Here is a 13,462-nt window from a genome sequence, read left to right as displayed (position 1 = left end):
AAGCTGTGCAGGCCCTTTTGATCGTTCGAACCGGCACATGTGCGGGCAGGGGCCTCAGGCTCGTTAGGCCCGGGCCCCGTTTCCTCTCCTGCCCGTCTTACTGGGAATCCGCACGGAGCTCGAACTGGTCTATGGCGACGCAGAACAGGCTGACCGAAACCGGCCCCGTCACTCCGACCGCGATCCTGGCCTTGACGTGGGTCGTACCGGGTTCGAAGTAGGGGGCCGCGAGCGGGAACGACACGTCGTACTGCTGTTCGGTCAAAGTGAGCCCATAGTTCGCCGACGCCGTCCACGTCCCGGTCTGCCAGTCGTAAAGCTGGATCCACTGGGCGAGGCCGATCGTGTTGGCACGGGCCCGTACCCGGACGCGCAGGTCGGTCTCGTCGGAGACGCCGTCCCCGACCGGAAAGTCCGTGTCGAACTCGACGACGATCGGACGGGTCGACTGGTTGGGTACGACGAACTTGCAGACCACGTATTCGTTCCCGTCGTCCTCTGTCAGGGAAGCCGCGTTACCGGAAGCCCTTCTGCCGATCCGGACGGTCGCACTGTCCGGCGTATCGTGGAAGAACTGAGACGTGCGCCACGCGTGGCCGAAACGGTCGCCGTTCGCGTCGGTCAATCCTCCGACGATGGTCAAGCGTCCCTTGGGATCGATCGCCAGCGCCCTGGCCGCTTCGTCGGTCTGTCCGGTCCCTTCCGTCTCGTTCCCCCACTGGAACTCGCCCTTGGAGGAGTAGCAAAACGCCTTCATGTTCGAATTCGTGCCCGAACTGTCCACCGTTGCCGCCACGACGACGTTCCCCCAGGGATCGAGCTCGATGTGGATGTCGTCGCCCATGATCACCGCACCGCGGGTCGTATGCCACTTCTCCGTGCCGTCCGGCGCAAAGCCGACCAGTTCGAGGTCACGGAAGTAGTTCGAGCCCACGAAGTACACGGTGTCGCTCCGTTCGTCGTAACGCACCAGCGTGTGATAGCTCGACATCGATGCCCGGTCCCAGAGGAGCGTCCCGTTCGGGCCGAACTTGTAGAGGTGTCCGTTCCCGCCCGCGACATAAAGGAAGCCGGCACTGTCCGAGTCCAACTCGTTCGCGTCCCCGAATGGGTCGGTGTAAAGGACGTGGCTGCCCAAGAAGGCGCCGTTCAAGTCGAACAGGGCGACTTCGGCGTCATAGTTACCGCCGCCTGCCAGGTCGTACCCGCAGACCGCGACCTTGCCCGTCGCGGTGACTTCGATATCGTGGACCGCGTTGACCGGAGCGTCCCAAACGAGGTTCAGCGATCCGTCGACCTTGACCAGGCGATTGTTCGTCGACGAGGATTGTGAGGCGACGAGGTAGAGGTCTCCAGAACCGTCGACCACCAGATCGTTGATCCCATTGAAGCCCGGCATCATGGACAACGCGATCGAGGCACGGTCGATCTCGTTGCCGTGAAGGTCGAGCCGGGCGAGGATCAGTTCGTCGAAGTTGCCCGCCGACCTGTTTCCGGCGACGACGATCGTGTCGTCCGGCATGAGGCAGACCTTGTAGAACCTTTCAAAGTCCGGCGCTCCGGGATCGGGATACTCGTACGTCCACCGGACGCCTCCGTCCTTGCCCCAACTCCGGACCACGGCCCGGCATTGCCCTGCCCCGTCGTCCAAGGTCGTGCAGGACACGATGTTGCTGCCTGGCATGCCGAGAACGTTTTGCCACCCTGGAACGCCGTACGTCTGATCGCCCGTCGTGTTCGTCCACAACGTGACGGCGTTGGCGGAAGCAAGAGCGGGCACCATCGCGGCCAGGGCCGCAAGGCAAAGGTTACGGATCGAAGTCGTCATGACTGCACCTCGGTCAGGGACACGGCCCCCGAACTGGAGTCATGTTAGGATGTGGCGCGTCACAAAACCGTCACAACGTCATGGATCCTGGGAGTCGGTCGGTCGATGGACCAGGATCGAGGGCCGCGGCCTTGAGCACACGCTGCAGACCGGGCTGCCCGCGCTTCATCGCAAAGTCGTGGTTGAAGTTGAAGACCCTGTCCGCCAACGGGACGAGCCACCCAGGGACAGGCCGGTCCGGCACCATCTCTTGCCGGTTGAGCACGACGACCTTTCCGTCCGCCTCTGCGAGGTCGAAGGCGACCGTGCCCCGCATCCCGAACGAGCGTCCGAGCCGGACCCGGCTTTCGACCTCGATCAACTTGGGCCTCTCGATCCGCACGACCGTCGTCTCCCAGTCGAGCCCATAGGGCAAGAACGACTTCGCCCGCATCGTCGCCGTATCCCCGACGACCACATCGGGTTTGTCCGGGTCGTCGGTCACGACCGCAACGATCTGCGGCCACCAGTCCGGCCACGTCGCAATGTGGCTCAGATAGTGGAAGGCGTCGTCCATCGATCCCTCCAGCTCCCAGCGGTAACCCAGTCGGAAGACGTGCCCCATCTCGGACACGCTACCACCGAGAGGCTTGCCGTTCAGGCGATGTTCAATAAGGCTTCGTCAAAGTGTCATCTGTAAGCGTAAGCGCTTCGAAACCGAGGATCGGACAAGACCGGTCGAAATGCGTGCCACAGTCGGTCTGCGTCCCAGTAAAATTGGACCCATGCGCGACTTCCTCGTCGTTACCATTGCGGCTTTGACGGCTCCTATGGCCTCTGCGCAAGACACATGGGAGACGGCGAGGGGCGATCATGCAAGGACCGGCGACTCTCGCGTACAGGTCGATCCCCAGAACCTGACGAAGGTCTGGAGTACTGGGAACGACGTCAGCGCGGCCCGGATCGTCGGAGACCGGATCGTTGCCAGGTACCGAGGGAACGACGGCACGCGCATCCAGTGCTTCGATGCCTCGACTGGAAACGTCCAATGGTCCGTTCCGACGTCGTATCTATCCGATCCTCCCGAAGTCTTCGGTGACTATGTCGCCTATACGGACGGGGCACAAGGTTCGGCGGTCCTCACGGTCGCTTCGCTGGCGACGGGCCAGACGATCGCGACGTTCGGAGGCTTAGACGCCATGAACGGAAGCGTCATGGCCCTGCCAAAGGGCGGTCAGAACTTCGACCTGATCCTAGCCACGTCGAGCGGTGGCCGCAAGTTCAAGTTCAATGGTACGTCACTGTCCGCTGACTGGCAGACTTCCATGTCGTTAGGAGGCGATACGACCCCGACGTTGGCCGGTGGTTATGCCTTGTTCGCAGGCGTGGGACACTACTACTCCGTCAACCTGCAAACCGGCATCAAGAATATGTTCCATGAGGGCAACGTGAGCGGAGGCGGTGGAACTATGGCCGCTTTCGACGAGGTCAACTCCAGGGTCTTCATCCGAGGTATCCAGAGCCTTGAGAAACGAGGAGTCCTTTCAGCGTTCAAGATGACGACTCAAGGCTCATATTCGAAGCTATGGGACTTCGATGTGGCTCAAGATTTCGGCGCACCCGCCATCAGCGCGGACGGAGACGTCTTCGTCGTCGACCGGAACCGACTCGTACGGTTCGACGGTGCGACAGGGGCGATCGAGGCGGAATCGGCGGCGCTGTCGGCCTTTGACCAGGCACCGGTCCTTTCGAACGGCTTGGTATGGGTCGGGACTCCACAGGGTGCCCAGGCGTTCGACACGGGTTCCCTGGGTCTGGTCGCGACCCTGCCAAGCAAGCCCCAAGCGGGCTTCGAATGCGAAATGAACATGTTCGCCGTCAGCGGCGAAACCTTCTGCACCTATAGCCAATACGGCTCGGGTTTCGGCAAGGAAGGACTGACCGTGTACGCCGTTCCGGAGCCTTCGGCGACCATGTTGGCTTTGGCGCTTGTTCCGCTCGTGCGGAAGGCCAGGCGTAAGCCCGCATTGCGGGTAGAAGAGTCCACCGACGCCAAGTCTGATGAGGCTGATCCGGGGTTAACCCACCTGTACCGGCTCTAGTTCTGCAAGGGCGGACATTTGCCCTGTCGAAGCAAGCACGAACCGATAGGCAATGGCGTACCAGCCTTTGACCACGGGCACGGACACGCTCGCACCGCCCGAGGGGAACGGGATGAAACCGTTGTGGCGGTACTTTTCACGGACAGGGTCCGTGGCCGCCGTAGAGAGCTTTTGCAGCAAGAGCTCTGTCAACACGCCTTCCGCGTTGCCCGATTGCCCTCGGAAGACGACTTCGCCGCTCCCGCCCGTGGCGCTTACGGCGACCGCGTCTCCCAGGAACGGCACGGAAGGCGGCGTCCGAGGAGGATCGGCTTGAGGATCCACCAGCAGGGCTTTGCAGGCCAGAGCCCGGAACGCATTGACGCCCGTGGCGGTCTGAGGTCGCCCTTCGGACCACTGAAAGTCGCGTAACCTCGACGCATAGCGCTTCCAAGCGAGCAGCTCGTCGCGGTCGAGCGTCCGGAACAAGGCGTTGGCCCGGGCCATCGCGTCGCGCACCGTCCGCTGCCTCTCGGTCGCCGGATCCGATCCCGATGTGTGGACGCGCAGGAGCGTCCCTCCGCTCCGCCGCCTGACGAACGTGACCGACCCACTGGAACCGCTATAACCTGACCCGAGGACGCTGGGGACCGCTTTCGCCATACACCCTGGATCATCGGGTGAAACGGCGCACTTCCGTATCACGACCGAGACCCGTCCGAGACCTGTCCGTATCACGAGAGATACGGTCGGAGGACGCGCGGAGGCCGAGAAGTGGCCGGAAGCAGCGGGTTACCGCCGTGTGGAGACGGGGATCGCGAGACGCACCGGACTCCCGGACGGCTTCCGTCCGCTCTTGCGGCTTCACAGCACACGGGCCGAAGCACCCGACCGTCGGGCTCCAACGGCCCGGACGAACGGCTGCAATGTCGACCGTGCGACCTTAGGACAAGGCTTCGGCAAGGGCCACGATGACGCCTGCGGGCCCGCGCATGTAGCAGAGTTTGTAGTATTCCTCGTAGGTTTCGACCGTGCCGACAAGTTCGCCGCCCTTCTCTCGAAGCGTCGCGACGCACCGGTCCAGGTCGTCGACCTCGAACATGATGCTCCGCAGTCCAAGCGCGTTCGGCGGGGCGACGGCCGGTTCGAGCGGGACCAGCGCGGGACGGTGGAACTTGGTCAGTTCCAGACGCCCGTCCCCGCCCGGAACTTCCATCATCGCGATGTCGACCTGGACGCCCTCCAAACCGTTGATCCGGTCGACCCACGGGCCTTCGATGGCCGCTTTGCCTACGACCGTCATCCCCAAGGCGCCGAAGAAGTCGGTCGCTGCGTCCAGGTCCTCGACGACGATACTGGCGTGGTCCAGTTTCTTGATCATCTGTTCCAGATTGTGACCGCCGCCCGTGTCTTCTGGCGCGGCGAAGGGCCGACGCTGGGAAGGACTCCCGGTGTTCTTCGCGTGCCAGGAGCCCGAGTCTTGTCCTGCGCCAGGTCTCAGCCGACTTTGGGCGCCTTGGGTCGAGGAAGCGTCCGCATTTCGATCCGTCGTCGGGCGGGGTCTTTGGTCAAGGTCAGGCCCGTCGCCTTGACCAGGCCCTCCGCGTCGACGACCGACACGCCCGTCTGGACGACGTTCCCGGTCGCGAGGTCTCTCAGCGTCCATTGCACGAGTGACCCTGGGGTCGGTTTGAAGTTCTGCGGCCGCCGGACGGCCACGGACGCGGTCAGCGCCGTTCCAGGGTAGTCGTCGACCGCGACGGGCGACTGGCCGACGAGCCAGACCGTGCACGCCCATGTCTTGACGGTGTCCAGGATCGAACCCGTGTCCCAGTCGATGTAGCCCGACCACGTGCCCCAAGGTGCACCGTCGAACGGGTCTCCGTTGCCCGGATCCGGTTGACGGCCCACTGTCGAAGGATCCTCGTCGGAGTCATAGAACGCGGGATAGGACTGGTGGAGCCGGAAGCGCTCCTCGTCCTGGATGTCGTCTCGGAGGCTGTGATCGGTGGGCAGCGGACCGATCCACTCGCCGATGTCGTTCCAAGCGGTCAGGGGGTCGTCGGTCGACCAATCCGGGACGGCATGGTCGCGGCTGTCCCAGAAGATGTGAAAGCCGAGTTTGGCGTCGTTGACGGCATGGAAGAGGGCGATCCGGGACGGCGTCCAATGGTTGTTGCCACCGATGCCGCTATCGAACTCCATCTTGCCCGACCACACTTTCGTGAAGGGAAAGTCGCGTTCCGCGTCGTTCAAGCGCTGGTCCCAATCGAAGCAGTCGAAGAATTTGACGGGCGCGCCGCCGACGGTCAAGTTCGAATCGAGCCCCGCGGCCCTGTCGCCGAACAAGAGGTTCGGCTGGTCTTCCCCTGCGACTTCATAGGCCGGGGTGTACATATAACACGCCGAGACAGCCCCGGCCCGGTAACGGGAATAGGTACTGGCGCCCCGACCGCCGGCGCTATGGCCCCAGACGGACACGCGTTCGGGATCGATCTCCAGGCCCGTTGACGGTCTCATCAAGTAAGCGATGTTCCAGTCGATCATCCGCTGGGTGTAGTTGCGGACGACCGTGCCTGCCGGCGGGTTCTGCCCGAAGACGATGGCCACAGGGTCGAAGTTCTCGGCGAAGCCGAACCACTTCGACATCGAATGGCTCTGGACACCCGACTTCAAGTGCGTGACGTCGTCGGCCGGACCGAGCATCAGCCCGCTCGTAATGCGGTTTCCGATGTTCGGATAGAAACCGGGCCGGAACTGCCACCAATGACCTTGCCCGCCGTGGAGCGCGACCGACAGCGGATAGGGTCCGGGGCCAGGGCCTCCCACGGGTTGAGCGAGGATGAACACGTACGGCATGCCGTTCTTCGCCGCGTTCGCCGTGACCGGGAAGTCTGGCCTGTGATGCTCCGGGTCGTCGTCACCCATGCGCCACGTCGCAAAGACCGCGTTCTGGAACCCGTTGACCGTCACGCTGAACTGAAAGTGAGGCTTGACGGTGCCGCCGATCGGATCGTAGACCTCGAGGACCGGGACGGCGGTCTGTTGGGACGGCAGGATCACCGCCGATCCGGGTGGAACGATCGAGAAGTAGCGCAGCCGCGTGGCCCGCACGGTGTCGACGAAGAGCCCTTCGGCCGCCCCAAGCAGTCGGGTGCCGCCGTTTCCGTCCGGGATGCGCCAAGGCAGGTCGACACCGATCAGGTCCTGCGAGCCGTCCTTCAGGAGCTTGCCCCGCCACTCGTCACGGAAGGGCAGTCCGACGCGGACACCCTGCGACGTCAGACTGATCGGGGCCGTCGACGCGTAGACCTCGTAGTACTGGGGCGGGTTCGCCCCCTCGTCGAACGTCACGAAGGTCTGTCCGTCCTCGCAGACGGCTTGGACGTTGGTCTGGGCCGGACTGGCGAGGGCCAAGAGCCCGAGTCCGAGGACGAGGAGGGACCGCATGGACCGAGTGTAGGGGGCCGTGCGTCACAACACCGTCAAAGTCCTCGGACGACCTTACGACCGGTGCCAGGACGCACGGCACCCCTGGCCCGCACCGAACGATCTGCACCGGGCCGGAACCGACGGACGGTATCATGGGCCCGTGCCTTATGGGCACGTCGGGGAACCCATGTCACTGCCCTCTACCCTTGCGTCGAGCGGCACGGTGACGTTCCTTTTCACCGACATCGAGGGCAGTACGAACCTTTGGGAGAACCATCCCACCCTCATGCGGACGACGTTGGCCCGCCACGACGCATTGATGCGCGAGGCGATCGGAGCGCACAAGGGATCGGTCTTCAAGACCATCGGGGACGCGTTCTGCGCGACCTTTCCTGACGCAGGCGACGCGTTGCTCGCGGCGACGGCCGCCCAGCGGGCCATGGCGACGGAAGACTGGCCGCCCGAGACGCCCATCCGAGTGAGGATGGCCGTGCATTGCGGGCCCGCGGAGTCGCGCGACGACGACTTTTTCGGACCGACGGTCAACCGTGTCGCGCGCCTCTTGGCGGCCGCACACGGCGGACAGACCGTCCTGTCCCAACCCGTCTACGACCGGGCCGCTGGAAGTGCCGGCTCCGGAGTGAGGTTCCTCGACCTCGGGGTGCACCGGCTCAAGGACTTGGTCCAGGCCGAGCACGTCTACCAAGTCGTCCATCCGTCGCTTCGGGCCGACTTCCCTCCCCTGCGGTCGCTCGAATCGTCGGTCCTGCCCAACAACCTGCCGTTGCAGTTGACGTCGTTCGTCGGGCGCAAGTCCGAACTCGAAACCGTCGCGAAGATGGTGGACGGGTCGCGCATCGTCACCTTGACCGGGAGCGGCGGGTGCGGCAAGACGCGGCTCGCGCTGCAAGTGGCGGCGGACATTTCCGACACGTTTCCAGACGGGGTGTGGTTCGTCGACCTCGCGCCTGTGAGCGACCCGAAGCTAGTGGCCGAGAGCGTGGCCGGACTTCTCGGCGTGCGCGAGGAGCCCGGACATCCGTTGGAGCGGACGCTCGCCGCATACCTGGCGCGGAAGTCGGCTTTGATCGTCCTGGACACGTGCGAGCACCTGCTGTTGGCGTGCGCGCGGCTGGCCGAAGCCCTCGTCCGGTCTTGCCCGGGCGTCCGGATGTTGGCGACGAGCCGCGAGCCGCTCAACATCGCGGGGGAATCGTCGTACCGCGTCCCGTCTCTGGCGTTGCCCGACGCGCGCGGCCCGGTGGACCCCGCTTCGCTCCAGAAGTTCGAGTCGGTGGCTCTGTTCGTCGACCGTGCGCGGGCCGTCTCGGCGGACTTCACCGTCAGCCCGGACAATGCGAGGGCCCTCGCCGGGATCTGCAGGCACCTCGACGGCATCCCCCTGGCGATCGAACTTGCGGCGGCCCGTGTCCGGTCGCTGACGCCCGACCAGATCGCGGGACGCCTGGACGACCGGTTCCGGCTGCTGACCGGAGGCACGCGCACCGCCATGCCGCGCCAGCAGACGTTGCGCGCGCTCGTCGATTGGAGCTACGACCTCCTGACAGAGCCGGAACGGGCGTTGCTGCGGCGACTGTCGGTGTTCGCAGGAGGGTGGACGCTCGAGGCCGCCGAGTCGGTGGCCGAAGGCGACCAGGTCGAAGACTGGGAGGTCCTCGATCTGACCACGTCCCTGGTCGACAAGAGCCTTGTTTCGTTCGAACCGACGGCAGGCGACCGCTACAGGCTTCTCGAGACGGTCCGCAGGTACGGACAAGAGAAGCTGGCCGAGGTCGGGGAGGCGGAAGCCACAGCCGAGCGGCACTTGGCCTGGTACGCCGGGCTCGCGGAGGAGGCGGGCGCGTGGCAGCGAGGCCCCCAACAAGCCCAGTGGCTCGACAGGTTGGAGCGCGAGCAGGACAACTTGGCGAAGGCGTTCGAAACGGCTCTGGCCCGACCGGGCGACCCGAGGTCCGCGCCCTTGTCCTGGACGTTGGGGCTGCTTCACCAGCACCGAGGCTTCTTGAACGAAGCGGTCCGGAATCTGGACGCGGGCCTTCAAGCGGCGGCCCAGGGTGTCGAAGGGACCGGTGTCACGAGGGCGCGGCTGCTGTACGAACGGGCAGGGCTTCATCAAGACTTCGGTGAATCGGACGACGCCCAGGCCCTTGCCGCCGAGGCCTTGGCCGCTTTCATCGACCACGGGGACGACATCGGTGCGGCCAAAGCCGAAAACCTTATCGGCCAGGTCGCGATGAGCCGGCGCCGGTTCGATGAAGCCCGCAGTCTGTTCGAAGCCTCGTTGGCCCGTTTCGAGGCCGCCGACGACCGGATCGGCGCCTCCATCGTCCACAACAACCTCGGTGTCCTCGCGCGCCGTGGGCGGCCACAAGACGACGAAGGGTCGCGGACCGGTCTGGCAACGGCCCGTGCGCACCTTGAAAAGGCCCTCGCCGTCCGCAAGCAGACCGGCGACGCCTTAGGCGAGGCGGAAACGCTCAACAACCTCGGCGTCGTCGCCTACGAACTGGAAGACTATGCCGGAGCCTGGACGCACTACCGGGCCGCATTGGCGATCGAAAGGGCCTTGCGGCGGACGACAGGCATGGGGACGACGCTGGCCAACATGGGCGAGGTCGCCGGCGTTCTGGGCGACATGCCGTTGGCGCTCCGATTGACCGCACTTTCGGAGAGGGTGCTCGACGACGTCCAGTCCCCACTGGCCGGGGCTGTCCGGTCGATGTTCCTCGAACTTGCAGAGCAGGAGCCTCAGGCGGTCGTCGAGGCGGCCCGGGCTTCGGTCACCGAACGGACGCTGGACGACGGTCTCGACGAGGCGGTCGCCGCAGACCCGAACCCGAATCTTGACGGGCCAGTGCTAAAATGACCCTCACGACCGGTCCGGTCAGAGGGCAGTTTCCATGGTGTCACCGAAGATCCGCTCTGCTTGCGCACTAGCATTCGTCCTCCTGTCGGCGGGCAGCGCCCTGGCTCAGAGCTATCCCAAGGCGCCGAAACCGAAGATCGACGTGCAAGCGGCACTCACGGCCGCGGGACAACTGGTTTCCGAGGACAAACGCGACGAAGCACTGTCCGCCTATCGGGCGGCGGCCAAGCTGGCCCAGGCTTCAGGAGACGCAGAGGGAGAGGCCCTTGCACGGCTCCTGACCGCTGAGGAGCTGAAGGTCAAGGGACAGACCGTCGAAGCCTTGGCCGAAGCCACAGCGGCACGGTCGTTGTTCGCGAAGACCGGAGACGCCGCCCAGGAAGTGGCCGCATGGGTCTTGGCGGCCGAGCTCAATATGACCCTGGAGCGGCGGGAAGACGCGACGAAGGCCTTCGAATCGGCGCGGGACCTCCAAGCCAGGTACGAGGACGCTCTGGGGCGAGCCCAGACCGGGATCAGCCTCGCGATCGTTCTCGGCGACCTGGAGCCGAAGCGGTCGATCGATGTGGCTCAAGAGTCTGCCGCCGTGTACCGCAAGTCGAAGCACCCCGTGTTGACGCCGTTCTCTCTCATCGTGCTCGGAGAACTGCAAGGCAACCTGGGACGCCATGAAGAGGCGGTCAAGACGTTGGTCGAAGCGGCCCAAGAAGGACGCGCGTCCGGCCTTCCGTTCCTGACGGGGGAAGCCTTGGCCAAACTCGGGGCCGAGTTCGAGTCTGTCGGACAGTATTCTGCCGCGATCGGTTGGTACGGCGGGGCCTTGAAGACGGCGGAGGACGCCGACGACAAAGCCAACGTGCCTGGGCGACACATGAGCCTGGGCGCCGTCTACGGGCAGATCGGCCAACACGGCGCGGCCCAGACGCACTACCGGAAGGCGTGCGACCTGTTGCGCGGCACGGACGCCGGCCCGGCGTACGCTTCCGCCCTGCTTGGTCTGGGGACGGCCCTTCACGGCGACGGTCAGGACGCGGAGGCCAAGAAAGTCGTGTCCGAAGCGCTCGCGATCCAGAAGCGGCTCCTGAACGAGCTCGGGCAAGCGGCGTGCCTCGGGACGTTGGGCAACATCGAGAGCGACGCGCGCGAGACGGCAGAAGCCAAAGCCCACTTGCTCGAGGCGGCGAAAATCTTCCGGGCGAAAGGCGACCGCCTGAACGAGGCCACGGCCCTGAACTCGCTGGGAGGGGTCCACATCGCGGACAACGACTACGCAGCGGCGCTGACGTGCTTCGACGAGGCCGTCAAAGCCTACGACGCCCTCCGCGCGGACTCGTTCGCCGCGACCGCCTACGGGAACAAGGCCGAGGCGCTCTTCCTCGACCGCAAGCTCGAAGCGGCCCAGGAGTGCTACCGCCAAGCGGTGTCGAGGTTCGAGGTCGTGAGGGCGGGTCTCGGCGAACTGACCGACGCCAAGAGCGACTATCTGGCCAAGCGCGTCCACGTCTACCGGCAGTACGCCAATGTCTTGACCCTGCTCGGAAAGCCGGACGAGTCCTTCGCCGTCGTCCAACGGATGAAGGCCCGTGGCCTGCTCGACCTGATGGCCTCGGAAGGTCTCTCCGCCGACGCAGGGATGTCGACGGAAGACCGGGCCCAAGAGGGCCGCTTGAAAAAGCGGGCGGAAGAGCTGAACGCAAGGATGCTCCAAGAAGGCGTCCAGAACGAGGTCGGGGCGAAGGCGCGGTATGCGGCGCTCTCGGCCGAATTGCGGGAGACCGAACGGCAGCTCACCGACTTTTCGACCTCGCTGTACTCCCGCTTGCCGTCCCTGAAGACCAAGCGCGCGGTCGAGACGGCGGACGCCGCGATCATCGGGACGCTCCTTCCGGACGACACGGCCCTCGTGGAATACGCCGTCAGCGACTACGGAGTCGTGTCGTTAGTCGTCCGCAAGGTCGGCGGGGTCGTGACGATCAACGGCCACTCGCGTGCGATCGACGTCGAGGACCTGCAGAAGAAGTGCTCGGCCCTGCGCAAGGCCTGCTCCGACCCTAAGGCCGATTTCAAAGACCTGTCGATCGACCTCTACCAAGTGCTGATCGGTCCGTTGGCGAAGGACATCGAAGGCAAGAAGCGGTTGATCGTCTGTCCGGACACGCGGTTGTGGGACTTGCCGTTCAGCGTCCTCATGCCGAAAGAAGGCGCGTTCTTGATCGACTCGTTCGAGATCGACTACGCGTACTCGGCGACGACGGCGATGTCGGCCTTGAAGGGCGGGGCGTCGACCGGCAAGGCGACGTCCGAGCTCCTCGTGTGCGCGAACCCGGACTTTGGTCAAGCGACACGCTTCCATGACCTGGCGGTCCGTCCGGACGTGCGACCGATCGACACGCCGTCGCGACCGATCGACCAACCATCGCGACCGATCGACCAACCATCGCGACCGATCGACCAACCGTCGCGGCCGATCGACCAACCATCGCGGCCGATCGACCAGCCATCGCGTGCGATCGACTCCGTGTCGCGTGCGATCGATTCCCTGTCCCGAGAGAACGCTGCGCCAGGCGGAGCGATCAAGCCGTTGCCAGGTACGCAACGCGAAGCCGACGAGCTCGCCAAGCTCGTGCCGGGCGCGACCGTCCTGACGGGCCGGCAAGCCCAAGAGTCAAAGGTCAAGTCCGTCGCCGGCTCGTACCGCTACCTCCACTTCGCGACCCACGGGTTCGTCAACGATGCGTCCCCGCTGTTGAGCAACATCATCCTCGCCCAGCCCGACGACGGCACGAAGGACGACGGCTTCCTGACCGCGCGCGAGCTGTACGGCCTTTCTTTGAACGCGGAACTGGTCGTCATGTCGGCGTGCAACACGGCGAGGGGCGAGGTCCGTTCGGGCGAAGGGATGATCGGGTTGACGTGGGCCCTCTTCGTGGCGGGATGTCCGAGCCAGGTCGTTTCGCAGTGGGCGGTGGACGATGCGAGCACCGCCGATCTCATGGTCGCCTTCTACCGGTCATTGATCGCGGGAAAGGAGGCGAAAGGAAAGGCCCTCAGGGACGCGACGCTGCACGTACGGCGGCAAACCGGCCGCGAGCACCCGTACTACTGGGCCCCGTTCGTCCTCGTCGGCGACTGGAAGTAACGCCAGGGCGGAAAAAAAGAGGGCGGGCGCCGACGTCGGCGCCCTGCCGCTCTCCAGTCCCCTTGTCCCCTTGCGGATGCCCCTTCAGTGTCGCCTTTCCCCCTTCATGCGGGCAT

At 65.1% G+C, this 13,462-nt stretch carries 8 protein-coding genes; 3 read left to right on the top strand and 5 right to left on the bottom strand.

Features of this window, described 5'->3' with window-relative positions:
• Positions 1-97: 97 nt before the first annotated feature.
• Both JST30_15695 and JST30_15690 read right to left on the bottom strand, forming a co-directional pair.
• Positions 98-1,828 carry a hypothetical protein gene (locus JST30_15695; GenBank protein MBS1715770.1) on the bottom strand — a complete coding sequence of 577 codons (1,731 nt, stop codon included), beginning with the start codon at positions 1,826-1,828 and terminating at the stop codon, positions 98-100.
• A gap of 70 nt (positions 1,829-1,898) precedes the next feature.
• Positions 1,899-2,432 (bottom strand): hypothetical protein, encoded by a 534-nt coding sequence (locus JST30_15690; protein MBS1715769.1) that lies wholly within the window; start codon positions 2,430-2,432, stop codon positions 1,899-1,901.
• 160 nt (positions 2,433-2,592) lie between these two features.
• On the opposite strand from JST30_15690, the gene JST30_15685 reads away from it, so the two are divergent.
• Entirely contained in the window at positions 2,593-3,909 is a 1,317-nt protein-coding gene (locus JST30_15685) for a PQQ-binding-like beta-propeller repeat protein (protein MBS1715768.1), read from the top strand.
• Here JST30_15685 and JST30_15680 read toward each other — a convergent pair.
• The 3 genes from JST30_15680 to JST30_15670 form a co-directional block, all read right to left on the bottom strand.
• Positions 3,886-4,551 carry a hypothetical protein gene (locus tag JST30_15680; protein MBS1715767.1) on the bottom strand — a complete coding sequence of 222 codons (666 nt, stop codon included), beginning with the start codon at positions 4,549-4,551 and terminating at the stop codon, positions 3,886-3,888. The genes JST30_15685 and JST30_15680 overlap by 24 nt on opposite strands.
• Before the next feature lie 280 nt (positions 4,552-4,831).
• On the bottom strand, positions 4,832-5,269 hold the full coding sequence (locus JST30_15675) for a VOC family protein (GenBank protein ID MBS1715766.1): 438 nt from the start codon (positions 5,267-5,269) through the stop codon (positions 4,832-4,834).
• A 116-nt stretch (positions 5,270-5,385) separates the two neighbouring features.
• Positions 5,386-7,338, bottom strand: a complete 1,953-nt coding sequence (locus tag JST30_15670) for a hypothetical protein (GenBank protein MBS1715765.1) — start codon at positions 7,336-7,338, stop codon at positions 5,386-5,388.
• A gap of 169 nt (positions 7,339-7,507) precedes the next feature.
• On the opposite strand from JST30_15670, the gene JST30_15665 reads away from it, so the two are divergent.
• Together JST30_15665 and JST30_15660 are read left to right on the top strand one after the other, a co-directional pair.
• Positions 7,508-10,207: a tetratricopeptide repeat protein gene (locus tag JST30_15665; GenBank protein MBS1715764.1), complete on the top strand. Its 2,700-nt coding sequence runs from the start codon at positions 7,508-7,510 to the stop codon at positions 10,205-10,207.
• 34 nt (positions 10,208-10,241) lie between these two features.
• Entirely contained in the window at positions 10,242-13,346 is a 3,105-nt protein-coding gene (locus JST30_15660; protein ID MBS1715763.1) for a CHAT domain-containing protein, read from the top strand.
• Positions 13,347-13,462: the final 116 nt, after the last annotated feature.

Source organism: Armatimonadota bacterium (assembly GCA_018268395.1).
GTDB lineage: Bacteria > Armatimonadota > Fimbriimonadia > Fimbriimonadales > Fimbriimonadaceae > JAEURO01.
The sequence above is the reverse complement of the archived record's forward strand: the minus strand, read 5'-3'. Positions and strand labels throughout refer to the sequence as shown.